The organism is Novosphingobium huizhouense (genome assembly GCF_020179475.1).
Taxonomy (GTDB): Bacteria; Pseudomonadota; Alphaproteobacteria; order Sphingomonadales; family Sphingomonadaceae; genus Novosphingobium; species Novosphingobium huizhouense.
Map to the genome: position 1 here is coordinate 576,090 of NZ_JAILXZ010000001.1, position 24,967 is coordinate 601,056.

The 24,967-nt window shown below is 70.8% G+C and carries 19 protein-coding genes, 1 tRNA gene and 1 other RNA gene; 13 read left to right on the plus strand and 8 right to left on the minus strand.

Going from position 1 to position 24,967, the window contains the following annotated elements; genetic code table 11:
• Positions 1 to 28: 28 nt before the first annotated feature.
• The gene (locus K3A85_RS02840) at positions 29 to 526 is read left to right on the plus strand and encodes a DUF4188 domain-containing protein (RefSeq protein WP_225204983.1); all 498 of its coding nucleotides are present in this window, start codon (positions 29 to 31) and stop codon (positions 524 to 526) included.
• 32 nt (positions 527 to 558) lie between these two features.
• Here the strand turns inward: K3A85_RS02840 and ffs are convergent.
• From ffs to hrpB, 3 genes are all read right to left on the minus strand, one after another.
• Positions 559 to 653, minus strand: an RNA gene (gene ffs / locus K3A85_RS02845) — signal recognition particle sRNA small type.
• A 52-nt stretch (positions 654 to 705) separates the two neighbouring features.
• The gene (locus K3A85_RS02850) at positions 706 to 984 is read right to left on the minus strand and encodes an ETC complex I subunit (RefSeq protein WP_225204984.1); all 279 of its coding nucleotides are present in this window, start codon (positions 982 to 984) and stop codon (positions 706 to 708) included.
• Positions 985 to 1,046: 62 nt separating this feature from the next.
• Positions 1,047 to 3,494 (minus strand): ATP-dependent helicase HrpB, encoded by a 2,448-nt coding sequence (gene hrpB, locus K3A85_RS02855; RefSeq protein ID WP_225204985.1) that lies wholly within the window; start codon positions 3,492 to 3,494, stop codon positions 1,047 to 1,049.
• Positions 3,495 to 3,622: 128 nt separating this feature from the next.
• Between hrpB and K3A85_RS02860 the strand changes: the two genes are divergently transcribed.
• Positions 3,623 to 4,639: an aldo/keto reductase gene (locus K3A85_RS02860; protein ID WP_225204986.1), complete on the plus strand. Its 1,017-nt coding sequence runs from the start codon at positions 3,623 to 3,625 to the stop codon at positions 4,637 to 4,639.
• A 92-nt stretch (positions 4,640 to 4,731) separates the two neighbouring features.
• Positions 4,732 to 4,881 carry a hypothetical protein gene (locus K3A85_RS02865; RefSeq protein WP_225204987.1) on the plus strand — a complete coding sequence of 50 codons (150 nt, stop codon included), beginning with the start codon at positions 4,732 to 4,734 and terminating at the stop codon, positions 4,879 to 4,881.
• 217 nt (positions 4,882 to 5,098) lie between these two features.
• On the opposite strand, the gene K3A85_RS02870 is transcribed toward K3A85_RS02865, so the two are convergent.
• Positions 5,099 to 6,112, minus strand: coding sequence for a polyprenyl synthetase family protein (locus K3A85_RS02870; protein ID WP_225204988.1), 1,014 nt, complete (start codon positions 6,110 to 6,112; stop codon positions 5,099 to 5,101).
• Between the two features lie 111 nt (positions 6,113 to 6,223).
• On the opposite strand from K3A85_RS02870, the gene K3A85_RS02875 reads away from it, so the two are divergent.
• Positions 6,224 to 6,517: a chorismate mutase gene (locus K3A85_RS02875; protein ID WP_225204989.1), complete on the plus strand. Its 294-nt coding sequence runs from the start codon at positions 6,224 to 6,226 to the stop codon at positions 6,515 to 6,517.
• A gap of 20 nt (positions 6,518 to 6,537) precedes the next feature.
• Here K3A85_RS02875 and K3A85_RS02880 read toward each other — a convergent pair whose 3' ends face one another.
• Positions 6,538 to 7,005, minus strand: coding sequence for an Lrp/AsnC family transcriptional regulator (locus K3A85_RS02880; RefSeq protein WP_225204990.1), 468 nt, complete (start codon positions 7,003 to 7,005; stop codon positions 6,538 to 6,540).
• 249 nt (positions 7,006 to 7,254) lie between these two features.
• Here K3A85_RS02880 and K3A85_RS02885 point away from each other — a divergent pair, with 249 nt between their 5' ends.
• From K3A85_RS02885 to K3A85_RS02925, 9 genes are all read left to right on the plus strand, one after another.
• Positions 7,255 to 9,081 (plus strand): sensor histidine kinase, encoded by a 1,827-nt coding sequence (locus tag K3A85_RS02885; protein ID WP_225204991.1) that lies wholly within the window; start codon positions 7,255 to 7,257, stop codon positions 9,079 to 9,081.
• A 19-nt stretch (positions 9,082 to 9,100) separates the two neighbouring features.
• Positions 9,101 to 10,102: a polysaccharide deacetylase family protein gene (locus tag K3A85_RS02890; protein ID WP_225204992.1), complete on the plus strand. Its 1,002-nt coding sequence runs from the start codon at positions 9,101 to 9,103 to the stop codon at positions 10,100 to 10,102.
• Positions 10,103 to 10,150: 48 nt separating this feature from the next.
• Positions 10,151 to 10,226: transfer RNA gene (locus K3A85_RS02895), tRNA-Ile, on the plus strand.
• Between the two features lie 326 nt (positions 10,227 to 10,552).
• Positions 10,553 to 11,713 (plus strand): glycoside hydrolase family 43 protein, encoded by a 1,161-nt coding sequence (locus K3A85_RS02900; protein WP_225204993.1) that lies wholly within the window; start codon positions 10,553 to 10,555, stop codon positions 11,711 to 11,713.
• Between the two features lie 7 nt (positions 11,714 to 11,720).
• Complete coding sequence (gene xylB, locus K3A85_RS02905) at positions 11,721 to 13,169, plus strand: xylulokinase (RefSeq protein WP_225204994.1); 1,449 nt, start codon at positions 11,721 to 11,723, stop codon at positions 13,167 to 13,169.
• An 8-nt stretch (positions 13,170 to 13,177) separates the two neighbouring features.
• On the plus strand, positions 13,178 to 14,485 hold the full coding sequence (xylA, locus tag K3A85_RS02910; protein WP_225204995.1) for a xylose isomerase: 1,308 nt from the start codon (positions 13,178 to 13,180) through the stop codon (positions 14,483 to 14,485).
• A gap of 121 nt (positions 14,486 to 14,606) precedes the next feature.
• Positions 14,607 to 15,308, plus strand: coding sequence for an acetylxylan esterase (locus K3A85_RS02915; protein ID WP_225204996.1), 702 nt, complete (start codon positions 14,607 to 14,609; stop codon positions 15,306 to 15,308).
• An 11-nt stretch (positions 15,309 to 15,319) separates the two neighbouring features.
• Positions 15,320 to 16,795 (plus strand): family 43 glycosylhydrolase, encoded by a 1,476-nt coding sequence (locus K3A85_RS02920; protein ID WP_225204997.1) that lies wholly within the window; start codon positions 15,320 to 15,322, stop codon positions 16,793 to 16,795.
• Between the two features lie 86 nt (positions 16,796 to 16,881).
• Positions 16,882 to 19,137: a glycoside hydrolase family 95 protein gene (locus tag K3A85_RS02925; protein ID WP_225204998.1), complete on the plus strand. Its 2,256-nt coding sequence runs from the start codon at positions 16,882 to 16,884 to the stop codon at positions 19,135 to 19,137.
• Here the strand turns inward: K3A85_RS02925 and K3A85_RS02930 are convergent.
• From K3A85_RS02930 to K3A85_RS02940, 3 genes are read right to left on the minus strand one after another with little or no spacing between them, the layout of a single operon-like run.
• On the minus strand, positions 19,134 to 20,654 hold the full coding sequence (locus K3A85_RS02930; RefSeq protein ID WP_225204999.1) for a glycosyl hydrolase family 8: 1,521 nt from the start codon (positions 20,652 to 20,654) through the stop codon (positions 19,134 to 19,136). The genes K3A85_RS02925 and K3A85_RS02930 overlap by 4 nt on opposite strands.
• Positions 20,651 to 23,317, minus strand: a complete 2,667-nt coding sequence (locus K3A85_RS02935) for a glycoside hydrolase family 3 C-terminal domain-containing protein (RefSeq protein WP_225205000.1) — start codon at positions 23,315 to 23,317, stop codon at positions 20,651 to 20,653. Before K3A85_RS02935 ends, K3A85_RS02930 begins: the two co-directional genes overlap by 4 nt.
• A gap of 55 nt (positions 23,318 to 23,372) precedes the next feature.
• Positions 23,373 to 24,935, minus strand: a complete 1,563-nt coding sequence (locus tag K3A85_RS02940; RefSeq protein WP_225205001.1) for a tryptophan halogenase family protein — start codon at positions 24,933 to 24,935, stop codon at positions 23,373 to 23,375.
• Positions 24,936 to 24,967 lie beyond the last annotated feature (32 nt).

The window sequence follows — 24,967 nt, forward strand, 5'->3', positions numbered from 1 at the left end:
TTTCCTATCTGTGATAGGCTGCCGACTCATGAGCAAGCTCCTCGCCGCGCGCATGACCGCCGACTACGACGGCCCGCTGGTGGTCTTCATCATCGGCATGCGCATCAACCGCCTGTTCAAGGTGGCCAAGTGGCTGCCGGTGGTGCGCGCGATGGGGCCGATGATCGCCGAACTCGAACGCGATCCGAGGAGCGGCTTCCTCGGCTGGCAGCCGATGCTCGCCGGCCTGCGCACGGTCCTGCTGGTCCAGTACTGGCGCGATTTCGACAGCCTCGAGACCTATTCGCGCGCCCGCGACAAGCAGCACTGGCCGGCCTGGGCCGCGTTCAACAAGGCGATCGGCACGGACGGCAGCGTCGGCATCTTCCACGAAACCTACGTCGTCGCGCCCGGCGGGCACGAGACGGTCTACGTCAACATGCCGCCCTTCGGCCTCGGCCGCGTCGGCAAGCTGGTCGGCGCCGAAGGCAGCCGCCGCGACGCGCGCGAGCGGATGAAGCAGGCCGGCGGAGCCGCGGACGGCTGAAACGAAAAAGGCGGCCATCAAGACCGCCTTTTTCAAAAGGAGCCGGGCGACCCGCCGCAACTCGTTGTGGCTGCTTCCTTCCGGACCTGACCAGGTTGGCGAACGCTAACGTCCACCCGACTCCCGGCTCGCCATATGGTGCGACGCGGGCCGTTTGTCCAGCCTGCTTGCCGCCCCCCTCAGCGGAAGTTGTCGGCGTAGCTCTGCAGCTTGAGCCGCTTGGGCGGTGTCGGGATCACGTGGACGGCGATGCCGTACCGGTCGGCATAGGCCTTCGCCTCGTCGAGCGAGCCGAAGCTCAGCGTCACCTGCGCCTGGGTGTCGCCCGAGCCCGCCCAGCCCATCAGCGGATCGGGGCGCTGCGCCTCCGACCGTTCGAATTCGAGCAGCCACTCGCTGGTCCGGGCCTTGCCGGACTGCATGGCGTTCTTCGGGCGCTGGTAGATGCGTGCGGTCATGGCGCGAGGCTTTCTTGCGAATCGCGCCGCAAATCAAGTCCGCATTAGAGGCAAGCCCGTGCTTACTTTCGCGAAGCCTCGAAGGCGTTGCGGGTCTTGAGGCTGGGGTCCTCGGTCCACGGCGTCTCGGGCCAGCGGTGCTTGGGGTAGCGGCCCTTCATGTCCTTGACCACGTCCTTCCACGATCCGCGCCAGAACCCCGGCAGGTCCGCCGTCGTCTGGATCGGCTTGCCCCCGGGCGAGGTCAGCGACAGCAGCAGCGGCCGCGGCGGCTGCCCGACGCAAGGGTGCCTGTCCAGCCCGAACAGCGCCTGCACCCGCAGTTCCACCATCGGCCCGCCTTCATGGCCATAATCGATCGCATGGCTCGTGCCGGCAGGCGAACGGAACTCCGCCGGCGCCAGCTTGTCCAGGGTCTGCCGCTCGGTCCAGTCGAGCCGGTTCAGCAGCGCATCGTGGAGTTTGCTCGGGCTAACGTCGAGATCGCGCCGCCCGGTGAGCACCGGCGCCAGCCAGTTGTCCAGATCGGCGAGCAGCGCGCCTTCCGAAAGCGCTTCCAGCCCGGCATAGGTCGCCCGCACGATCAGCGCCCGCGCGCCTGCCCCCAGCGGCAGCATGCCAAGGCCCTCTGCCCGCACCCGTTCCAGCAGCAGCGCGGCCACCGCCTCCGGGTCCGGCTTCGGATCGGGCACCCGCGCCAGCACCACCTGCCCCAGCCGCCGCTCCAGCCGCGCCTCGACCCGCCCCGCCTCGCCGTTCCACGACAGCGTGTGCCGCTCGTCCAGCCGGTGCCCCAGCCAGCGCGCGATGTCGGCTTCGTCGAGCGCGATCCCGCCCATGATCCGCGCGCCCCTGGCCTCGCCCTGCGCATCGCCGATCACCAGCCATTTCGCCGTCACCAGCGGCGATGCCGGATCGAGCCGGTAGCCGCGCCCGCCCGACGCGAGCCATTCCTCCCCGCTGGCCGAGCGCGCCCGCGCGATCCGGTCGGGAAAGGCTTCGGCCAGCAGCACGCCCGGCGGCACGTCCGCTGCCCCGCCCTTGCCCACCAGCTTGCGCGCCATCTCGGCCCAGCGCCCCGCCAGCTTGCGCGATGCCTCGGCCCTCGCCCCCCGCTCGCCGTTCCAGCGGTCGAGCCGCAGCGCCAGGTCGTCCGAACGCCCGCCAAGCCCGCGCTCCTGCAACAGCAGCGCCAGCCGCGCCGCCTGCGTCTCGCAGCCCCGCTCCGCCGCAAACAGCAGCATGTGCGCCAGCGCCGGTTCCATCGGCAGCCGCGCGCATGCCCGGCCGTGCCCGGTGATCCGCCCTTCGCCATCGAGCGCGCCCAGCCCCCGCAACTGCGCCTGCGCCGCCGCCATCGCCGGGGCGGGCGGCGGATCGAGCCAGGCCAGCGCGCCCGCATCGGCCGCGCCCCATTGCGCCAGCGTCAGCGCCAGGGGACCGAGGTCGCTGGTCAGGATCTCGGGCGGCTCGAACGCCGGCCGCCCGGCGTGCCCGGCTTCTTCCCACAGCCGATAGGCGACGCCCGGCCCCTGCCGCGCCGCGCGCCCGGCCCGCTGGGTCGCCGCCGCCTGCGAGGCGCGATGCGTGACGAGGCGCGTCACGCCCGCCACCTTGTCGAACTCCGCGCGGCGCGCCAGCCCCGCATCGACCACCACCGACACGCCGTCCAGCGTCAGCGAGGTTTCGGCAATGCTCGTCGCCAGCACCACGCGCCGGCGCCCCTGCGCATCGCGCCGGATCGCCGCGCGCTGGCCGGCCGGCTCGACCTGGCCGTGAAGCGGCAGCACCAGCGCTTGCGGCAGCTTCTCGCGCAGAAGGTCGGCGCAGCGCTCGATCTGCGCCACGCCGGGCAGGAAGGCGAGGATGTCGCCCTCCTCCTCGCGCCACGCCTGGATCACCGCCGAGGCGACCTGCTGCTCCACCTTCAGGTCCGCACGCGCGCCAAGCCAGCGAAGCTCGAGCGGGAACGCCCGCCCCTCGCTCTCGATCACCGGCGCGTCACCCAGAAGGCTTGCAAAGCGCGCCCCGTCGAGCGTCGCCGACATCACCAGCAAGCGCAGGTCCTCGCGCAGCACGCCCTGCGCCTCGATCGCCAGTGCGAGGCCCAGGTCGCTGTCGAGATGCCGCTCGTGCGCTTCGTCGAACAGCACCGCGGAGATGCCGGCAAGCTCCGGATCATTGAGGATCGTCGCGACGAAGATCGCCTCGGTCATCACCAGCACGCGCGTTTGCGCCGATCGCTTCGCGTCGAGCCGGGTGACATAGCCGATCGTGCCGCCGGCTTCCTCGCCCAGCAGTTCGGCCATGCGCTCGGCCGCCGCGCGCGCCGCCACGCGGCGGGGCGAAAGCACGATGACCTGCCCCGTGCACCAGGGCTCGCCGATCAGCGCGGGCGCCACCGCGGTGGTCTTGCCCGCCCCCGGCGGCGCGATCAGCACCGCGCTGGTCCGCTCGCGCAGGGCGCCAAGCAGGTCGGGCAGCACGGCGTGGATCGGAAGCTCGCTCACGCCGGCCGCCTTAGCCCTCGCCAAAGCGACAGGGCAAGGCGGCGCGCGTCTTGACCGCGTCACGCAGTCTCGGCACTCAGGTTGCCAAATGCAACCGGCCGCACCGGCCTCTGGGGGAAGACCACCGCATGCAACACCGCCGCCTCGGCACATCCGCCATCGTCGTCTCGGACATCTGCATGGGCACGATGACCTTCGGCAGCCAGACCGACGAGGCCGAAGCCTTCCGCGTGCTCGACGAATGCTTCGATGCCGGCATCAATTTCTACGACACCGCCGAAGGCTATCCCGTGCCGCCCGATGCCAAGTGGGTCGGCCGTACCGAGGAGATCGTCGGCCGCTGGATGAAGACCAAGCCGCGCGACGCCATCATCCTTGCAACCAAGGTCTCCGGCCCCAGCCACGTCTGGTTCCGCAGCCCCTTGCGCTCGGGCATGACCGCGCTCGATCGCCGCAACATCGTCACCGCGATCGAAGGCAGCCTCAAGAAGCTGCAGACCGACTACATCGATCTCTACCAGACCCACTGGCCCGACCATGACACCCCTTACGAGGAGACCATGGAAGTGCTCGACGAGCTGGTGCGCGCGGGCAAGGTGCGCGTGCTCGGCTGCTCGAACGAGACCAGCTGGGGGCTGATGAAGTCGATCGCCGCCAGCGAGCGCATCGGCGGCGCGCGCTACCAGACCATCCAGAACAACTTCAGCCTCAACAACCGCCGCTTCGAGGACGAGCTGGCCCAGGTCTGCCGCAAGGAAGGCGTCAGCCTGATCCCCTATTCGCCGATCGCCGGCGGCGTGCTCGCGGGCAAGTACAACGGCGGCGCCCGCCCCGAAGGCGCGCGCTTCTCGCGCTACCTCGCGATGGAGGGTCGCCAGGCCGCGATGGGCCGCCGCTTCGTCAACGAGAAGTCCCTCGCCTCGACCGAGCGCTTCGCCGCCATCGCCGCCGAGCACGGGCTCGATCCGGTGACGTTCGCCGTCGCCTGGTCCAAGCAGCACGATTTCGTCGCCTCGACCATCGTCGGCGTCTCGTCGCAGGCCCAGGTCGCCCCGATCCTCGCCGCCGCCGACCTCGTCCTGCCCGACGAGGCGATGAAGGCAGTCGACCAGGTCAGCCGCGAGATCATGTACCCGATGGGCTGATCGCGTTCTGCACGCGAAGGTCGCCGCCCGGGCAGCGACCTTCCCGTCGCACATTCATGTGCGGTTGGCTGCGCGCGTGCTAGGGCGCGAGGGTGAAGACCACGTTCGAGATCGTCATCGCGCTCGCGACCAGCATCCTGTTCACCGGCGCGGCGGTGGGTGCGGGCATTCTCGGGCTCGGCGCGGTCTCGGCGGGCGGATGCTTCTGGCTCTGGCGCCGCTGGCGCCGGCCGCGGTCCTGAGCGCGTCCGCGCTGTCCGGATTTTCCTACAGCCGGGCGCTTGTGGCAGGGTGCGTGCCATGGTCGCCCACACCCCGCGATTTTCGAGTCTTATCGACCCCATCGATCAATCGCGCCTTATTGATCGATTTCAATTTTTCCTCAGGACAGTGTCAACTGTGTCAACCTGGCCTGCCGCGGGGCCGGTCGGCGCCGCGAATCGCGGGGCGCGATTCGGCTCAGAAGCGGCGCGCCACCGCGAACTCGGCCGCCTCGGTCATCGCCGCCTTGGCCGCTCCGTCGGGGAAGCGGGCGATGGCGTCGATGGCCCTTGCCGCATAGTGCCGCGCCCGCTCGCGCGTCGCGTTGACCGCGTCGTGGCGGCGGATCAGCGCCACCGCGTGGGCCAGGTCTTCGTCGCCATTGCGGTCGCCGGCGATCGCCGCGCGCCAGAACGCGCGCTCCTCCTCGGTGCCGCGGGCATAGGCGAGGATCACCGGCAGGGTCATCTTGCCCTCGCGGAAGTCGTCGCCCTGGTCCTTGCCCATTTCCGAAGCGTCCGAATCGTAGTCGATCGCATCGTCGGCCAGCTGGAACGCGATGCCGAGGTTGCGGCCATAGGCATCGAGCGCCATCTCGTCCTCGTCCGACCGCTCGGCCACGACCGCGGCGATGCGGCAGGCGGCGGCGAACAGCGCGGCGGTCTTGGCGTTGATGATCGCGAGGTAGCGCTCCTCGCTGGTCTCGATCTGGCGCTGCGCGACCAGCTGGTCGACTTCGCCCTCGGCGATCACCGCGCTGGCATTGGACAGGATGCGCAGCACCTTCAGGCTGCCGTCCTCGACCATCAGCTCGAAGCTGCGGCTGAACAGGAAGTCGCCCACCAGCACCGTCGCCGGGTTGCCGTAGACGATGTTGGCGGTCTTCTTGCCGCGCCGCATGTCCGAGCCGTCGACCACGTCGTCGTGCAGCAGGGTCGCGGTGTGGATGAATTCGACCGTCGCGGCGAGCTTGTAGTGCCGGCTGCCGCCGTAGCCGAGCAAGCTCGCGCTGGCGAGGGTGAGCATCGGGCGCATCCGCTTGCCGCCGCCCGCGATCAGGTGCCCGGCGAGCGCGGGGATCAGCGGGATGCGCGATTGCATGCGGTCGAGGATCACCGCGTTGACGCTGTTCATGCCGTCGGCGACCAGCGCCATCAGCGGCTGGAGCGACGGCGCGGCCTTGCGGGGAAGCGAATGGACGGTGGCGGTCATCGCCTGCCCGATTGGCGTTTGGCCCGGCGCTTGGCAAGTCGCAAGTTGCACCGTAGGGGTCCCCGTGGGGCAGGCGAGCGGCGACGCACCCGATGGCATAGGGGCATGACGATGAGCGAAGATCCGGTTCTGGCAGGCTATCGCCAGAGCATCGACAACATCGACGCGGCGATGATCCACATCCTCGCCGAACGCTTCCGCATCACCCAGGCAGTCGGCGCCTACAAGGCCGCGAACAGGCTCCCCGCCTCCGATCCGGGCCGCGAGGAGCGCCAGATCGCCCGCCTGCGCGCGCTCGCCGAAGACGCGCGGCTCGATCCCGAATTCTCCGAAAAGTTCCTGCGCTTCATCATCCAGGAAGTGATCCGCCACCACGAACGCGCCGCCTCGACCCCGGCGCAATAGCGCGCAGTTCGGGGCCGCCCTCAGTCCTCGAGCGGGACGCCGGGCAGCTGCTTGGCGGTGCGGATGGTCAGGCTGGTCTTGACGCTCGCCACGTTGGGCGCGGGCGTCAGCTTGCTGGTCAGGAATTCCTGGAAGCTCTGCAGGTCGCGGCTGACGATCTTGAGGATGAAGTCGATCTCGCCGTTGAGCATGTGGCACTCGCGCACTTCGGCCAGCGTGCGCATGTGCTCCTCGAACTGGCGGAGCGATTCCTCGGCCTGGCTCTTCAGGCTGACCAGCGCGAAGACGGTGATGGCAAAGCCCAGCTTCGAGGAATCGAGGTCGGCGTGATAGCCGCGGATTACGCCCGCTTCCTCGAGCGCGCGCACCCGGCGCAGGCACGGCGGCGCGGTCAGGCCGACGCGCTGCGCCAGTTCGACATTGGTGACCCGCCCTTCGTCCTGCAATTCGGCAAGCAGTCGCCGGTCGATCGAGTCCAGTGTGGCCATTGTTTCCTGCTGCATTCCGTCCGGAAACTCTCGCCTACGACCGTGGCACGATGGCTGTCGACGGGCAACCCGGCAACTTTCCACACCTGATCGGCGCGATGGCGATAATAATGTTGTTTCATATCGCAATCGTGCCACATTGCAACGCAATCAACGTGGACCTTTTGTGCGATTCCACAATTTGTTAGGGGGTCGTAAGCTACCGCTGCCGGCCCGCAATGGCCTCTAGGTCAGGAGTGCAAGGCCGCAATGATCGTGGATGACCGTCTCGAAACCGTGCTGCGCACCACCGCGACAGGACGGCTGCCGATGCGCATCCAGTTCCGCCAGCTCGCCGACCTGCTTGGCCGCGGCGAGGGCGCGCCCTCCATCGACGCTGCCGGGTCCATGCCCGCCTCGCCGGTCCGCGCCGCCGCGCTCGAAAGGCTCGATGCGATCGCCACGGCGCTGGGCGAGGCCGACTGCGCCGCGCTGCTGCGCTCGGGCGCGCTGCGCTCGAGAGCGCTCGTCTGGCGCTTCGTCGCCAAGGGCCCGGCGCTCGCCATGGCGGCGGTCGCGGGCGCCCGGCTCGACGAGGCGGCGTGGCTGGCGCTGATCCCCGAGCTGCCGATCGAGGCGCGCGGCGCGCTGCGCCACCGCCGCGACCTCGGCGCGCGCGCGCGCGATCTCCTCGCTCGCCTCGGCGTCGGCGATTTCGCGCTGCCCGAGCCCGACGGCTACGTGCCCGAGGCGATCTCCGCTTCGCCCGCGCGCGCGATCCCGCTTGCCGCCCCCGCGGGCGAGACTCCCGCTCTGGTCGCGCGGCCGGGCGCGCCAGAACCGGCCGTGGCCGATCTCGTCCTGGCCGAGCCGGCGCGCGCGGAACCTGCCGCGGCGCGCGAAGGCATCGGCGCGATCGTCCGGCGGATCGAGGCCTTCCGCCGCCACCGCGAAGGCCACCCGCCGCCGCGCAGCGAGAGCGAGGCCGCATCCTGGCCGCACGAGAGCGAGGCCGAACCGGCCGCGCCCGAACCCCATGCGCCCCGCGTGGTCACCGCGATCGACATCCGCATCGACGCCGAAGGCATGATCGTCGCCGCCGACGCGGTCCACGCCCCGATGCTGGTCGGCCACCGCCCGTTCACCGGCGAAGTCGACGCGCCCGCCACCTGCGATGCCGAGACGCTGCGCGCGTTCCGCGCCCGCCTGCCGGTCCAGGCCGGGCTGATGACCTTCGAAGGCACCGCCCCGGTCGCGGGATCGTGGCGGGTCGATGCGATGCCCTCGTTCGCGCGCGAGGGCGGGCACTACACCGGCTACCACGCCCGGCTGCGGCGGCCCGAACCCGCGCGCGGCGCCTCGGCCGCGAACGACGACGAGGGCGACAGCAGCACCGACCGCCTGCGCCAGCTGCTGCACGAACTGCGCACCCCGATCAATGCGATCCAGGGCTTTGCCGAGCTGATCCAGCAGCAGATCTTCGGTCCGACCCCGCACCAGTACCGCAGCCTTGCCGCAAGCATCGCCTCGGATGCCGCGCGGATGCTTGCGGGCTTCGAGGAAGTCGAACGGCTCGCCCGGCTCGAGACCGGGCAGGTCGAGCACGAATCCGGCGAGACCGACCTGTGCGGCGCGCTCACCCGGCTCGTCGCCCAGCTCGATCCCGCGATCGGCCCGCGCGAGGTGCGGCTGCGGCTCGCCCTGCCCGAAGCGCCGGTGATCATCGCGGTCGAGGCGCTCGAGCTCGAGCGGATGCTCTGGCGCATGCTTTCGGTGATCGCCGCCTCGGCCGCGCCGGGCGAGCGGCTCGCGCTCTCGCTCGGCGAAGGCGCGGGCTATGCCCATCTCGTGCTGCCGCTGCCCGCGGCGCTGGCCATGCGCGACGATGCCGCGCTGTTCGCGCCCGACAGCCGTGCCGGCGCCGCCTCGCCGACCCAGGCCATGCTGGGCAACGGCTTTGCGCTGCGCCTCGCCGCGGCCGAGGTGCGCTCGGTCGGCGGGCATCTCGCGCGCAGTGGGGCGCGGCTGATGGTCGACCTGCCGCTGGGCGGCGCACGCCCCGCTGCCTCGCCCGAGCGCCCGCGCGGCGCGGCCTGACGATCCCGCCGGCGTCCGCGTGCCCCTGCCTGCGATCCTCGACCTGCCCCGCCCGGAGGACTTCGTCCGCTTCGCCCCGGGGTTCGGCCAGCGCTTCCTCGTCACCATCGATGCCGAGGAGGAATTCGACTGGAGCAAGCCGTTCGAACGCACCGGCCACCGCCTCGCCCACGTTCCGCGCCTCGCCAAGTTCCAGCAGTTCTGCGAAGGCTTCGGCGTCGCCCCGCTGTGGCTGGTCGATCACCCGGTGGCCTGCGACCCGCGCGCCGCCGACGTGCTCGGCGCGGCGGTGCGCGAGGGCCGCGCCGAAGTCGGCATCCAGCTTCACCCCTGGGTCACCCCGCCGCACGTCGAGGAGCTCGGCGTCCACAACAGCTTCGCCGGCAACCTGCCGCCCGAGCTCGAGCGGGCCAAGCTCAAGGGCTTGCGCAACCTCGTCGAGCAGACCTTCGGCGCCCCCCCGCTGGTCTACCGCGCCGGACGCTACGGCGTCGGCCCGGCAACGGCGGGGATCCTGTCCGAATGTTCGATCGCGATCGACAGCTCGGTCCGCCCCTGCTTCGACTATTCGGGCCATGGCGGCCCCGATTTCCGCGACCATCCGCTGCGCCCGTGGTGGGTCGATCGCGCCGGCGGGCTGATGGAGCTGCCGCTGACGACGGTGTTCTGGGGCCCGTTGCGCGGCCAGGGGCGCTGGCTCTACCCGGCGCTGTGGCGCACGCCGCGGCTGCGCGGCCTGCTCGCGCGGACCGGGCTGCTCGAACGCATTCCGCTGACCCCCGAGGGGATAAACGCCGAAGAAGCGCTGCGCGGCATCGACATCGCGCTCGACGACGGGCTGCCGGTGCTGGTGTTCTCGTTCCACAGCCCTTCGCTGCGTCCGGGCAACACCCCCTACGTGCGCGACGAGGACGATCTCGACCGGCTCTACGACTGGTGGCGCCAGGTCTTCGCCTGCCTCGAGCGCCGCGGCGTGCGCCCGGTCAGCGTGCGCGAACTGATGGCCGCGGCGCAGGTCTGACCCCCGCGCTTGCCAAGCGCGCCCACCCCCACTAACGCACCGCCCAGTGGGCCTGTAGCTCAGCGGTTAGAGCTGGCCGCTCATAACGGCTAGGTCGCGGGTTCGAATCCTGCCGGGCCCACCACTTCCGCATCCGCGCGGCTGGCTTCGCATCGCGCCGGGGCCGTCACGACCCGGGCCGCGCGCCAGGATTTCCGCAAGAGCCGGCTGCTCCGGCGAGGCGCACCTTCGCCGGATACGCCGCCCATTTCCTGGTCCCGGCTCCTTACGAAGGCGGACCCGCGACGGTTCGGCATGGTCTGTCGAGTGGCGCTGCCTCCCGTCCTGTCGCGACGGGCGCTGCAGCGGCGCGCTGCCTTTTTCGATTGCTCCGTCCGGAAGGTAGCGCTATCATCGGGCCATCAACAATCGGCGAGGCCGCCCGATCGGCCTGCAAGGGGATGGCGTGCGATGAAGGCGACGACGATACTTGCGGCAGCGCTGTGTCTGCCGGGGGCGATGACGACGGGCGGGTGCGCCCTGGCGCAAACGCCTTCCCCGCAGGCGTCGCCTTCCCCTCAGGCGTCGGCTTCCCCGCCCGCAGCTGCCGAAGCCGCCGCGCGCCCCGCGAGCGCGTTCCGCGACCAGCCGCTGGTCAGCGAGATCTACACCGCCGACCCTTCCGCCCACGTCTTCGGCGGCAGGATCTACGTCTATCCCTCGCACGACATCGAGACCCCGACGCCCGACGACGACCTCGGCAACCAGTACGCGATGCGCGACTACCGGGTGCTCAGCATGGACCGGATCGGGGGCAAGGTCACCGTCCACCCGGTCGCGCTCGACGTGAAGGACGTGCCCTGGGCCTCGCAGCAGATGTGGGCGCCCGACGCCGCGTACAAGGACGGCACGTACTACCTCTATTTCCCGGCGCGCGACAAATCGAAGGACAAGAACGGCCTCGGCGCCTTCCGCATCGGCGTGGCGACGTCGAAGAGCCCGGTCGGCCCGTTCGTCGCCGAAAAGGAATGGATCCCCGGCTCCTACTCGATGGACCCCGCGGTGTTCGTCGACCACGATGGCGCCGCATACATGTACTTCGGCGGAATCTGGGGCGGGCAGCTCCAGCGCTGGGCGAGCGGCAACTACGATCCCAACGGCTCGGACACCGACCTGCTGCAGGATGACAAGCCGGCCATCTCGGGCAAGGTCGCGCGGCTCAATCCCGACATGAAGACGTTCGCCGAGCCGCCGCGCGATGCGGTGATCCTCGACGAGAACGGCAAGCCGGTGCTCGGCGGCGACCACGAACGGCGCTTCTTCGAAGCCTCGTGGATGTTCCGCAAGGACGGCAAGTACTACTACACCTACTCGACTGGCGACACGCACTTCCTCAACTACGCGATCGGCGACAGTCCTTATGGCCCGTTCAGGTACACCGGCCATATCCTCAAGCCCGTGCAGGGCTGGACCACGCACCATTCGATCATCGAGCACGATGGCAAATGGTGGCTGTTCTATGCCGACAACCAGCTTTCGGGGAAGAACCACCTGCGCAACGTCAAGGTCACCGAGCTGACCTTCAATCCCGACGGCACGATCCGGACGATCGACCCGTTCGAGCCGAAGTGACCGGGCGATGTTCCTCGGCATCGATGTCGGCACGAGCTGCGTCAAGGCGGTCGTTACCGGCGATGACGGCGCGGTCCTCGCGCAGGCCAGCTCCGACCTGACCGTTTCGCGTCCCCATCCGCTGTGGTCCGAACAGGCCCCAGCGGACTGGGTCTCCGCCGCCAACAAGGCCGTGCTGGCGCTCGATCCCGCGATGCGCGGCGCGGTCAGCGCCATCGGGCTTGCCGGCCAGATGCACGGCGCGACGCTGCTCGGCTCCGACGACCGCCCGCTGCGCCCCGCTATCCTGTGGAACGACGGCCGCAGCTTCGCGCAATGCGCCGAGCTCGAGGCGCTGGAGCCGCGATCGCGCGAGATCACCGGCAACATCGCGATGCCCGGCTTCACCGCGCCCAAGCTCGCCTGGGTGCGCGCCCACGAGCCCGACGTCTTTGCCGCGACGCGCACCGTGCTGCTGCCCAAGGACTACGTGCGCCTCGCGCTCACCGGCGAGAAGGCGAGCGACATGTCGGACAGCGCGGGCACGCTCTGGCTCGATGTCGAGGCGCGCGCCTGGTCGGGCGCGATGCTCGCCGCGAGCGGGCTCTACGAAAGCCACATGCCCCGCCTTTACGAAGGTCCCGAAGTCACCGGAGTCCTGCGCGAGGATGTGGCGCGCAGCTGGGGCATGGCGCGCGTGCCGGTGGTCGCCGGCGCGGGCGACAACGCCGCCGGCGCGCTTGGCGTCGGCGTGCTGGCGGACGGCCAGGGCATGCTTTCGCTCGGCACCTCGGGCGTGATCTTCGTCGCCACCGACCGCTTCCGCCCCAACCCGGGGCAGGCGGTCCACGCCTTCTGCCACGCGTTGCCGGGGCTGTGGCACCAGATGAGCGTCCACCTCTCGGCCGCCTCGTGCATCGACTGGGCCGCGCGCGCCTGCAACGTGCCGGGCCCGGCCGAATTCTTCGCGCTTGCCGAACAGGCGGGCGTCGCCAGCGGTGGCGAGCTGTTTCTCCCCTACCTTTCGGGCGAGCGCACGCCGCACAACGACCCGCACATCCGCGCCGCGTTCCTCGGGCTCGGCAACGAGAGCACCACGCCGCGCCTTGCCGCGGCGGTGCTCGAAGGCGTCGCCTTCGCCCATGCAGACGGCATCGACGCCCTGCGCGCGGCGGGCACGCGGATCGAGGAGCTCTGCGTCATCGGCGGCGGCTCGCGCTCGGCGCACTGGGGCCGCATCCTCGCCAGCGTGCTCGGCGTCCGCCTCGTCTATCTCCACGGCGGCGAGGTCGGCCCGGCGCTGGGCGCCGCCCGGCTCGCGCAGATGGCCGCCACCGCGGCGAGCGCCGAGGCGGTCTGCACCCGCCCGCCGGTGCGCGCGGTGATCGAGCCCGATCCCGAGCTCGCCGCCCGCCTCGCGCCCAAGCGCGACCGCTTCCGCGCCGCCTACCGCGCGCTCGCATCGATCAAGGAGTAACCTCGCTCATGTCCGCAGCCTATTTCGACGCTTTCGAGACCATCCGCTACGAAGGTCCCGACAGCACCAACGACCTCGCCTACCGCTGGTACGACAAGGACCGGGTGGTCTTCGGCAAGCGCATGGAGGACTACCTGCGCTTCGCCGTGTGCATGTGGCACACCTTCTGCTGGCCGGGCAGCGACGTGTTCGGCGCCGGCACCTTCGACCGCCCCTGGCTGAACGGACCGCAGGACGAATCCGCCGCGCGCGCCAAGCGCGAAGCCGCGCTCGCCTTCGTCGAGAAGCTCGACCTGCCGTTCTACTGCTTCCACGACGTCGACGTGATGGCGCCGGCCGAGAGCATCGGCGACTTCCGCGCAAGCTTCGCCCGCGCCGTCGACCACCTCGAGGAACTGCAGGCCCGCCACGGCCGCAAGCTGCTGTGGGGCACCGCCAACCTGTTCGGCCATCCGCGCTACCTTGCCGGCGCCGCCACCTCGCCGCGCCCCGAAGTCTATGCCTGGGGCGCGAGCCAGGTGCGCGATGCGCTCGAGGCGACGCATCGCCTGGGCGGTGCGAACTATGTGCTGTGGGGCGGCCGCGAGGGCTACGACACGATCCTCAACACCGACTTGCGCACCGAACAGGACAATTTCGGCCGGTTCCTTTCGCTGGTGGTCGAGCACAAGCACAAGATCGGCTTTGCCGGCACGATCCTGATCGAGCCCAAGCCGCACGAACCGACCAAGCACCAGTACGATTTCGACACCCAGACCGTCTACGGCTTCCTCAAGCGCTACGGGCTCGAGGACGAGGTCCGGGTCAACATCGAAGCCAACCACGCCACCCTTTCGGGCCACACCTTCGAGCACGAGATCGCGATGGCCGGCGCGCTCGGCCTGTTCGGATCGATCGACGCCAACCGCGGCGATCCGCAGAACGGCTGGGACACCGACCAGTTTCCCAACTCGGTCGAGGAACTGACCCTCGCATGCATCGAGATCGAGCGCGCCGGCGGCTTCACCGACGGCGGCTTCAACTTCGACGCCAAGGTCCGCCGCCAGTCGATCGACGCCGCCGACCTGTTCCACGGGCACATCGGCGGGGTCGACGTGATCGCCCGCGCGCTGCTGCGCGCCGAGGCGATCATCGCCGATGGCCGCATCGATGCGTTCCGCGCCGAACGCTACGCCGGCTGGAACGGGGAGCTCGGCCAGGCCATCCGCCGCGCCAGCCTCGCCGAGATCGCCGACCTCGCCGTGGCGCAGGATCTGAGGCCCGCGCCCGTTTCCGGTCGCCAGGAATGGCTCGAGAACATGCTCAACCGCTTCTGATCCGCGCGTCCCGGCGGACGGAGAAGGCGAAGGGGGAAAATCGGAGCACCCCCCGGAACCTTCTCCGTCACTCCGCCCGCCCCAGGCCTGCCTTGCTCCCCAGCAACCCGTGAGAGAAGCCATGGCCCGACCGTCGTATCTCGCCGCAGCGGCTGCCGCGCTGCTGAACCTTGCTCCGCCGCCGGCCCAGGCCGCTCCTGCCGCTCCCGCCGCTTCGTTCGCGCCGTGGTTCACCGCCGCGACCGCGCAGAGCGCCTCCCCCGACGAGGACGGCTTCATCCGCCGCTGGATGCTGCTCGAGCCGATCGCCAGGCCCAACCGCACCAACCAGCTCTTCACCAGCGTCTATGTCCGCAAGGCTTTCGCCGAGGACCGTCCGTCCGGCCTCGACGGCGCCACGCTTCCCCGCGACGGGCAGACGCTGGTCCACAAGGGCACGACGCTCGCCTGGCACGCGCTCGACGCAACGCCGTGGGACGTCAAGCTGTTCAACTTCGCCGCCGCCACCGGCCGACCGACCTACGGCGTGATCTTCTGGGCGACGACGGTGGTCGAAGCGCCGCGCGCCATCCCTGGCGCCCGCCTCGCTATCGGCTCGAACGCGGCGTCGATGTGGTGGCTCAACGGCGCCGAGGCCGCCGCGCTGTACGGCGATCGGCGCATGGTCATGGACGACGTCGTCTCGCCCGCGATCGGCCTCAGGAAGGGACGCAACGTGCTGACCGGCGCGGTGATCAACGGCCCCGGACTCAGCGATTTCGCGGTCCGCTTCGTCGACGACGCGGGCCAACCGATCCGCGACCTCAAGGTCGTCCTGCGGTGAAAGGGACAGGCATGAACACCAGGGCATTCCTTGCCGCAACGGCGCTCGCCCTCGCGCCCGCCGCGCTTCTTGCGCAAGGCCCGGCCGCGGAGGAATCGCGCGGCAACCCGGTCGCCCAGATGGAGGGCGAGCCTTACATCCACGACCCCTCGACGATCATCGAATCCGATGGCCGGTACTATACCTTCGGCACCGGCGCGGGCGGCCTTGTCTCGCCCGACGGCTGGACCTGGACCTCGGGCCCGGTCCGCCCCGGCGGCGGCGTCGCGCCCGACGTGATCAAGCTCGGCGACCGCTACTTTGTCGCCTGGGCGGTCGGCGGCGGGGGCATGAACGGCGGCCACAAGAGCGACATCAGGATCATGTGGACGAAGTCGCTCGATCCTGCCTCCAGGGACTTCGGCTTCCACGATGTCGGCACCGTCGCGTCGAGCGACGGGATCGAGAACCACGACGCGATCGACCCCGCGTTCCTGCTCGCCGAGGGGCGGCTGTGGCTCAGCTACGGCACCTACTTCGGCACGATCCGCATGATCGAGCTCGATCCCCGGACCGCCGAGCGCCTTCCCGGCAACCAGCCGGTCGAGGTCGCGATCGACATGGAAGCGACCGCGCTGCTGCATCGCGACGGCTGGTACTACCTGCTCGGCACCCACGGCACCTGCTGCGACGGGCCCAACTCCACCTACAACATCCGCGTCGGCCGCTCGCGCAATCCCACCGGGCCTTACCTGGACGCCTTCGGCGTGCCGCTGCTCAAGGGCGGGGGCAAGCTCGTCTGGGGCTCGAACGGGCGCGGCATGGGCGCGGGGCACTTCGGCCTCGTCGACCTCGGCGACGGCGTGGAGAAGTTCTCGTTCCACTACGAGGCCGACCTCGACCGCGACGGGCGCAGCGTGCTCGCGATCCTGCCGCTGACGTGGAAGGACGGCTGGCCCCGGGGCAACGAGAACCTGCGCCCGGGCACCTACGAGATCCAGTCCGAGCGCGGCGGCGCGCTCCAGCTCGCGGTCGACGAAGTGCGCATGCCCTTCGCCTGGACCGGGTTCGGCCCGCCGAAGGCGCCGGTCAAGCCGGTGGCGGCGCAAACGCTCGCGCAGAACCGGGCGACCTGGCCCGAAGGCACGATCGCGGTCGACATGGGCGACTACATGGTCCGCCCGCACCAGCTCTGGACGATCGAGCCGATCGCCGGCGCGGGCGGCTGGTTCGGCGCGCCCTATGTGCGGATCGTGATCGCCGGCACCACCCGCGCGCTCGCTGCAACGCCGTCGGGCGATGTCGTCGCCGTGCCGCAGTTCACCGGCGCGCCCGAGCAGCTCTGGCGGATCGACCAGCTGACCGACGGCACCTTCCGCATCGTGCCGCGCACCACGCCCGATCCGTTCAGGCCGCTCGCGCTGGCCGCGGTCGGCGCCAGCACCCCGCGCCTCGTCCGCTTCGACCCGCAGTCCGAAGCGGGCAAGTGGACCTTCCGCCTCCCCTAGCGCGCGCCGTGCGGCTTTCGCGACGGCGGGCTCTGGAGGCCGGTGCGGCGCTTGCCGGTGCCCGCGTGCTCGCCGGCGCGCCCGCCGTGCAGGCGGCTGTGCCCGGGGGAGAGCGCGACCTGCTGTGGTACCGCGCCCCCGCGCGCGCGTGGACCGAGGCGCTGCCGATCGGCAACGGGCGGATCGGCGCAATGGTGTTCGGCGGCATCGCTTCCGAACGCCTCCAGCTCAACGAGGACACGCTGTGGAGCGGCGGCCCCTACGATCCGCACAACCCTGCGGCCACCCCGCAGGCGGTCGAGCAGGTCCGCCGCCTGATCGCCGCGGGCCGCTTCGCCCAGGCCGAGGCGCTCGCCGACGAGACGCTGATCGCCCGGCCGCGGGGCCAGATGGCCTACCAGACCTTCGGCGACCTCCATCTCGACATGCGGCTTGGCGGCGGGGCGAGCGACTATCGCCGCGCGCTCGATCTCGACCGCGCGATCGCCACCACGCGCTTTTCCGTGCCGGGCGGTGCGATCGTGCGCGAGGCGCTGGCAAGCCCGGTCGACCAGGTCATCGCGCTGCGCCTGACCGCGACCGGAACGGCACGGCTCGACGTCACGCTCCGCTTCGAGACGCCGCAGGACGCGACCATCGCGGCGCACGGCGACGAACTCCACGTCGACGGCCGCAACCTGCCCGGCGAAGGCATTGCCCCCGCCCTGCGCATCGCCGCGCGGATCGCGGTGACGAGCGAGGGCGGCGTGGTCCGCACCGAGGGCGTGCGCCTCGTCGTCGAAGACGCGCGCGCGGCGACGGTCCTGGTCGCGCTGGCGACCAGCCATCGCGGCCCCTCGGATACCTCGGGCGATGCCGAAGGCGAAGCCGCCCACCGTCTCGCCGCAGCCCGCAACCGGTCTTGGGCCGCCTTGCGCCGCGATCATGTCGCCGCGCATCGCCGCCTCTACCGCCGCTGCGGCCTCGATCTCGGACCGCCGAGCCTGCTCCCCACCGACGCGCGCATCGCCGCCGCGGCGCAGGCCGACGAGCCCGCGCTCGCCGCGCTCTATTTCGCCTATGCGCGCTACCTGCTGATCTGTTCGTCGCGGCCCGGCACCCAGCCGGCAAACCTGCAGGGGATCTGGAACGAGAGCACCGCGCCGCCGTGGGGTTCGAAGTACACGATCAACATCAACACCGAGATGAACTACTGGCTCGCCGATCCGGGCAATCTCGGCGAATGCGCCGAGCCGCTGTTGCGCCTGGTGCGCGAGCTGGCGCTGAGCGGGGCGAAGACCGCACGCGAGGTCTACGGCGCGCGCGGCTGGGTCGCGCACCACAACACCGACCTGTGGCGCGCCTCGCACCCGATCGACGGACCGGCGTGGGGACTGTGGCCGATGGGCGGCGCCTGGCTGTGCAACGCGCTGTGGGACCGCTGGGACCATGGCCGCGACGACGCATGGCTCGCCGCAATCTACCCGCTGCTGCGCGGCGCGGCCGAGTTCTTCGTCGATACGCTGCAGCCATCGCCGGCGGGCCTCGTCACCTCGCCGTCGATCTCGCCCGAGAACCGCCACCCGTTCGGCGCCTCGGTCTGCGCAGGGCCGGCGATCGACCGCCAGATCCTGCGTGACCTGTTCGAGCGCACCGCCGATGCCGCCGACCGGCTGCAGGCCGACGCCTCGTTCGCGCGGCAGCTGCGCGACCTGCGGAGCAGGCTCGCTCCCGATCGCATCGGCAAGGCGGGGCAGTTGCAGGAATGGCTCGAGGACTGGGACGAGGCCGCGCCCGAGCCGGACCATCGCCACGTATCGCACCTGTACGCGCTCTATCCCGGCCGGCAGATCGATCCCGACCGCACCCCCGACCTTGCCGCCGCGGCGCGCGTCTCGCTCGAGCGGCGGGGCGATCAGTCGACCGGCTGGGCCACCGCCTGGCGCATCGCGCTTTGGGCGCGGCTGCGCGATGGCGAGCGCGCCCATCGCATCCTGCGCGCGCTGCTCGCCCCGGCGCGGACGTACCCGAACATGTTCGACGCGCACCCGCCGTTCCAGATCGACGGGAACTTCGGTGGCGCCAGCGCGATCGCCGAGATGCTGTTGCAAAGCGGGGGCGGCGCGCTCCACCTGCTGCCCGCGCTTCCCGCGGCCTGGACGCAAGGACGCGCCCGCGGCCTCGTCGCGCGCGGCGGCATCGTCGTCGATCTCGCCTGGCGCCACGGCGCGCTGGCCGAGGCGCGGCTCGTGCCGATGCGGGCGCAGGCCTGCGACGTCCGCCTCGGCCAGGCCATGCGCAGGCTTGCGCTCGAACCGGGCCGCGCGGCGGTGCTGCGCGGCCCCGGGCTCGACCCGGCCTAGCGCGACGGCGGCGCGATCACCCGGAACTCGCCCGCCAGGTGCATCATGCTCATCAGGGTGAGCAGGCCGTCGAAATAGCGCTGCTCGCCTTCGGGGCGGGGCGTGTCCCACAGCGCCTTGACGAAGTCGCGCGCCAGCGGCTCGGGAGTGCCGGCGAGCCCTGCCACCGCCGTCGCCGCGACCATGCCCGGCGAATGGCGGGTCGAAAGCGGCTTGCCCTCGAGCGTGTAGCGATCGGCGAAGCGATCGATGCCCTCGCTCGCAAGGAAGCGCTGGATCGCGGTGCTCAGGCTCGGCTGGCGCGGGTCCTTCCCCCACCAGCTGGCGTCGACCGACCAGTTGCTCGCGGTGCGCCAGCTGTCATAGCCGAACGGATAGGGCGCGCCGTCCTGGGTGGTCATCGCGCTGCCGTCGAAATAGCTGTGGTCGGGGGCGAGCCCGGTGCGCGGGTTCGTCACGCGCACGAAGTAGTCGCGGCTGACGTCGGCGGCGAGCGCCCAGAACGGACGGTCGGCCTCCGGGCCCCAGCGCGCCCACAGCTCGTAGAACGCGGGCAGGTGGTACGAGGCGTCCGAGCCCGGATAGCCGACGTCCGCAACGAAGCGGACCATCGCATGGCTCTCCTCCATCATCGGCCCGACCGAATGGGGCCTTGGCGCCGGGTCGCGCCACGGCGGCGCCGGCGCCTTGCCTTGCGCCGCGAGCGCGGCGGCTTCGGCGCGATTGTTGATGCTCGGCCAGGGCCGGTCGGGCGGCACGAAGGGCGCATCGCCCGGATGGATGCGGAACGGCGGCGTGCCGGTCATGACCGCGCGGTGGCGCATCGCGACGAGGATGCGGTCGGCCTCGGCGCGGTAGTCGTAGATCCCCTTGCCGTTGCCCCAGCGGTTCGCGGCGAAGTAGAGCGCCATCGCGAAGTACTCCTCGCCGTCGGGCGCGGCGCCGGTGCTGCGCGGGCTGCCGTCGGTGCCCATCGACCAGGCGAAATAGCCATACGACGGGTTCGCCGGGTCAGTCACCTGCATGTAGGTCTTGGCCCAGTTCCACAGCGCGTCGAACTCGCGCTTGTGGCCGAGCTGGACGGCGATCATCATGCCATAGCTCATGCCCTCCGAGCGGGCGTCGTTGTTGGCCCAGTCGGTGACGTAGGCCAGCGGGCCGTCGGCATTCGCGCCGGTCTCGAAATAGAGCCGCTGTTCCTGCCCGTCGCCGTGGAAGTAGGCCCGCCAGGTCTCCTCGATCCGCGCGCGGACCTGCTCCTGCGGCACGCCAAGCAGCTCGGTGAACAGATTGCGGTAATGGCCCGTGGCATAGGCCCCGCGCCCGTCGCCGGGGCGCCGCGTCACGCGCCACAGCGGCGCCTCGACATGGCGCTCGAAGGCGACCGCGGGCGGCGGCGCCGAAGCCTCGGTCACCTGCGCCGGCGGCGGCGCGGCAAGGGCCGGTGCGCCCGGCGCCACGAGCCAGACGAGCAGGGCCGCTGCGGCGCGGGCGGTGCCGGTGGCCCGCGCGCTCACTTGGGCAGGGCCACGATGCGATCGACGGTGAAGCCGGTCTCCACCCCCGGCAACCCGCTGTCGGGCTGTCCGCCCCCGACATGAAGGCGGTACGCGCCGGCGAAGACTTCGCGGCGGCCGTCCGGGCGCACCGCCGAGATGTCGCGCGGGCCGAGCTCGAGCGTCACCGCACGGGTCTCCCCCGGCTTGAGCGCGACCCGCTGCAACCCGCGCAGCGCGATGCGCGGCGCGCCGGGCTGGTCGGGGAAGCGCAGGTAGGCCTGGACCACCTCCTCGCCCTCGATCGGCCCGGTATTGGTCACCGCAGTGGTCACGCGGATGCCGTTGGCCGCGCTGCCCGCGATCGGTTCCACCTGCGCCGGGCCATAGCCGAAGGTCGTGTAGCTGAGGCCATAGCCGAAGCCGTAGACCGGCTTGCCGGCGAAGTAGCGATAGGTCCGCCCCGCCATCGCATAGTCGGTGAACGGCGGCAGTTCGGAGGTGTCCTTGACGAACGTCAGCGGCAGGCGCCCAGAAGGGTTGACCTTGCCCGACAGCACGTTGGCAACGGCAAGGCCGCCCGCCTGACCCGGATACCAGGCTTCGAGCAGGGCATCGGCGTTGTCCTTCGCCCACGACAGGTTGATCGGGCTGCCGTTCATCGTCACCACCACCAGCGGCTTGCCCAGCGTGCGCGCGCGGATCAGCAGCTCGCGCTGGTCCATCGGCAGTTCGAGCCCGGTCTTGTCGCCGCCATCGAACCCCTCGATCCTGAGCGGCATCTCCTCGCCCTCGAGATCCGAGGTGAGGCCCACCACCGCGACCAGCACGTCCGCCTCGGCCGCCCCGCGCGTAAGGTCGCCCCAGGGATCGTGGCTGATCCGCTTCCAGAACAGCCCCGGACCCGCCGCGCCGCCCCCGGCGATGTCGAAGTGGAGCGGATAGCGCTCGCCCTTCTTCAGCTCGACCTCGACGTACCTGGGCGGCTCGCCCCACAGCGAATAGTGGTCCGAGGTCACCACCGGCTTGCCGCCGATCGTGATCGCGCCTTTCACGCCGGTCACGCCCAGCTTGTAGAGCCCGCTGTCGGGCGCGACGAAGAAGCCGTCCCACACCACCTTGTGCGCGTCGGTCACCTCCTTGAGCTGCATCGCGCTGCTGGCGAGGTTGCGCTCGATCCGCGTCACCACCGGCTTTGCCGCATAGTGCCGCTCCTCGCGCGGCTTGTCGGGATCGAGCGCGTTGAAATAGGCGGCGCGCAAGCCCGGCTTGCCGTCGGGCGTCAGGAAATTGCCGTCGGTGACGAGATCGCCGTCGGTGATCGAGGGCGCAAACGGCACCAGCGTCACACGGGCCTCGGGCATCGCGCGGCGCAAGCCCTCGACCACCGAGATCGGCGGCGCCGAATTGGGCGAGGAATAGTTGCCGCGCAGCACCCGCGTCGCATCGCCCAGCGGACCGATCACCGCGATCCGCGCGCCCGGCTTGAGCGGCAGCACGCCCTGGTTCTTGAGCAGGACAAGGCTCTTTTCCGCAGCCTTGAGCGACAGGTCCCAGCCCGCCGCCGCGCCGACCGCGCTGACCGGCGTGGCATTGGGCGCGCGCGCGCTCATGCCGGAAAGGTCGCCGTTGCGGTAGCGCGCCGAGAACAGCCGCACCAGCACGCGGTCGATGTCGCCCTCGGTCAGGTACCCCGCCTTGAGCGCCGCCTTGTAGCGATCCGACAGCCCCTTGGCCTCGCCGATGGTGCCGGTGTGGCACTCGTTGTCGACGCCGGCGAGCAATCCCGCGGCAACCCCCGAGGCGGCGTCGGGCGCGTACTTGTGGCGATCGTAGATGTCGACCACGGCGTCGCAGTCCGACACGACATAGCCCTTGAAGCCCCAGGCTCCGCGCAAGCGGTCCTTGAGCAGCAGGTCGCTGGCGCAGGCGGGCTGGCCGTCGACGCGGTTGTAGGCGCACATGATCGAGCCGGCCTTGCCCTCGACGATCGCGGCGCGGAACGCAGGCAGGTACGTGTCTTCGAGGTCATGGCGCGAGACCATGATGTTGTCGGTGTGGCGGCTCGGCTCCGGCCCCGAATGGACCGCGAAGTGCTTGGGCGTGGCGATCACGTCGGGCAGGTCGGGGTTCGGCCCCTGGATGCCGGTGACATAGGCGACGCCGAGCTTTGCCGTCAGGAACGGGTCCTCGCCGTAGGTCTCCTGCCCCCGCCCCCAGCGCGGATCGCGGAAGATGTTGATGTTGGGCGCCCAGGTATCGAGCCCGGTGCCGATCTTGCCGAGGTGCCCGGTCTGGCGCGCCAGCGTGTGCAGCCCCTGCAGCTCGGTGCTGATCACCCGCGCAACATCGTGGACCAGCGCCGGATCGAACGTCGCGGCAAGCCCGATCGATTGCGGAAAGTTCGTGGTCGGCACCGCCCCGCCCGCGCCGTGGAGGCTCTCGGTCCACCAGTTGTAGGCCGGCACGCCGAGCCGCGGGATCGCCGGCGCGACGTTGACCAGTTGCTCGACCTTCTCCTCGGTCGTCATCTTCGCCACCAGCGCCGAGGCCAGCCCTTCGGCTTCCTGCACGGCGGGCGAGGCCTCCTGTGCAAAAGCCGGCGCGGCGGCGAGCGCGAAGGCGCCGGTCGACGCGAGCAGCAGGCGCGCAAAGGCGCGCAGTGGCAACGAAGTCTCGGTCACTGGCAGGTCCTCTCGTGATGTGGTTCCGGTTGCGACCCGGTGGGCTCGCGCCCGGTCAGACGGGCTGGAGCCCGAATTCCCTGATGCGGTTGATGAGGTCGCGATGCCGCGGCAGGCCGCTCAGCATACGCTGTGTAATCTCGGCGTTCTCGCGCCGCGCCCGCTGCGCCTCCCGCACCTCGGGTTCGAGCGCGCGCCGCGACACGTCCGAGCGGAAGCCCATGCCGTAGAGCACGTACTGGTAGGAGGCCGAGGGGAACACCTCGTCGACCCGGTCGAACTCCTCGTGCAGGTGCGGCGGCTGGAAGCGCCACAGCGCCATCAGCTCCTGCAGCCGCTCGGGGATGCTCGCCGGGTCCATGTTGTCGCGCCAGAACGCGGTGTCGCGACGCTGGCTGAGCACATAGTGCAGCTTGAGGAAGTCGATGATCCGGCCCCAGCGGTACAGCGTCTTGTCGTTGAAGCGCCGCGCGATCGTGTCCATCACCTCGCGCGCGGGCGGCATCTGGTCGGCGATCATCTTGGCCGACAGCTCGATCAGCACGATCGCCGAGGCCTCGAGCGGCTCGAGGAAACCGGCGGCAAGGCCCACCGCGACGCAGTTGTTCTTCCAGAACAGTTCGCGGTGGCCCGAACGGATGTCGATCTGGCGCACCGACAGCCCGTCGGCGGCCGGCCCGACATAGGCGCGCAGTTCCGCCTCGGCCTGTTCGCGGCCGATATGCCGGCTCGAATAGACGTGGCCCACCCCGCGCCGGGTCGGCAGCCCGATGTCCCAGATCCACCCCGCCGACTGCGCGGTCGAGATGGTGTGCGTGGCGATCGGCGCGTCGGGCGCGGGATAGGGCACCTGCATCGCCAGCGCGGTGTCGCAGAACAGCACGTCGTTGCAGTCGCGGAACGGCACGCCCAGCGTCTGCCCGAGCAGCAGGCTGCGCATGCCGGTGCAGTCGACGAACAGGTCGCCGGTGATCTCGCCCGCCTGCTCGGTCACGATCGCGCGGATGTCGCCGTACTCGTCCTGGCGCACCTCGCGCATGTCGGCGAGCACGTGCCGCACCCCCAGCTTCCCGGTGCAGTGGCGCTGCATGAACGGCGCGAACTTGCCCGCGTCGAGATGGTAGGCGTAGTTCGCCTGCCCCTCGAACTCGGCGTTCGCCATCGTCTTGGGGGCGAGGTTTTCATCGCAGATCCGTCCCTGCGGGCAGACCGCGTCGCAGAACGTCTCGCCGTTGTCGCCGCCCTCGGCCATCGTGCCGGCAAGCCAGTGCGGCGCGAGGTTGAGCTGGGCGAAGCGCTGCGGCAGGACCAGCGGATGGTAATAGGCGTCGTCCTCGGCGCCGGTGGTCCACTTGGCGAACAGCGCGCCCTGCTTGAACGCGGCGTCGCATTCACGGAAGAAATCGGTCTCGGAGATGCCGACGCTCTTGAGCGTCGAGCGCAAGGTCGGCCAGGTCCCCTCGCCCACGCCGATGATCGGCACGTTGGGGCTTTCGACCAGCGTGACGGTGAATTCGTGCGGGATCCGCGCCTTGTGCCGGGCGGCGATGATGGCGGCGGTCAACCAGCCCGCCGTGCCCCCGCCGACGATCACCACATCGCGCACCTGCCGAACCATCCGCGTCCTGCTCCGTCCCGGGAAAAACCAGC

Excerpts from the sequence above, each read along its gene's own strand:
- K3A85_RS02840 (WP_225204983.1), top strand. The coding sequence starts at position 29 with ATGAGCAAGCTCCTCGCCGCGCGCATGACCGCCGACTACGACGGCCCG.
- K3A85_RS02850 (WP_225204984.1), bottom strand. The coding sequence starts at position 984 with ATGACCGCACGCATCTACCAGCGCCCGAAGAACGCCATGCAGTCCGGC.
- K3A85_RS02860 (WP_225204986.1), top strand. The coding sequence starts at position 3,623 with ATGCAACACCGCCGCCTCGGCACATCCGCCATCGTCGTCTCGGACATC.
- K3A85_RS02870 (WP_225204988.1), bottom strand. The coding sequence starts at position 6,112 with ATGACCGCCACCGTCCATTCGCTTCCCCGCAAGGCCGCGCCGTCGCTC.
- K3A85_RS02875 (WP_225204989.1), top strand. The coding sequence starts at position 6,224 with ATGAGCGAAGATCCGGTTCTGGCAGGCTATCGCCAGAGCATCGACAAC.
- K3A85_RS02880 (WP_225204990.1), bottom strand. The coding sequence starts at position 7,005 with ATGGCCACACTGGACTCGATCGACCGGCGACTGCTTGCCGAATTGCAG.
- K3A85_RS02885 (WP_225204991.1), top strand. The coding sequence starts at position 7,255 with ATGATCGTGGATGACCGTCTCGAAACCGTGCTGCGCACCACCGCGACA.
- K3A85_RS02900 (WP_225204993.1), top strand. The coding sequence starts at position 10,553 with ATGAAGGCGACGACGATACTTGCGGCAGCGCTGTGTCTGCCGGGGGCG.
- xylB (WP_225204994.1), top strand. The coding sequence starts at position 11,721 with ATGTTCCTCGGCATCGATGTCGGCACGAGCTGCGTCAAGGCGGTCGTT.
- xylA (WP_225204995.1), top strand. The coding sequence starts at position 13,178 with ATGTCCGCAGCCTATTTCGACGCTTTCGAGACCATCCGCTACGAAGGT.
- K3A85_RS02915 (WP_225204996.1), top strand. The coding sequence starts at position 14,607 with ATGGCCCGACCGTCGTATCTCGCCGCAGCGGCTGCCGCGCTGCTGAAC.
- K3A85_RS02920 (WP_225204997.1), top strand. The coding sequence starts at position 15,320 with ATGAACACCAGGGCATTCCTTGCCGCAACGGCGCTCGCCCTCGCGCCC.
- K3A85_RS02940 (WP_225205001.1), bottom strand. The coding sequence starts at position 24,935 with ATGGTTCGGCAGGTGCGCGATGTGGTGATCGTCGGCGGGGGCACGGCG.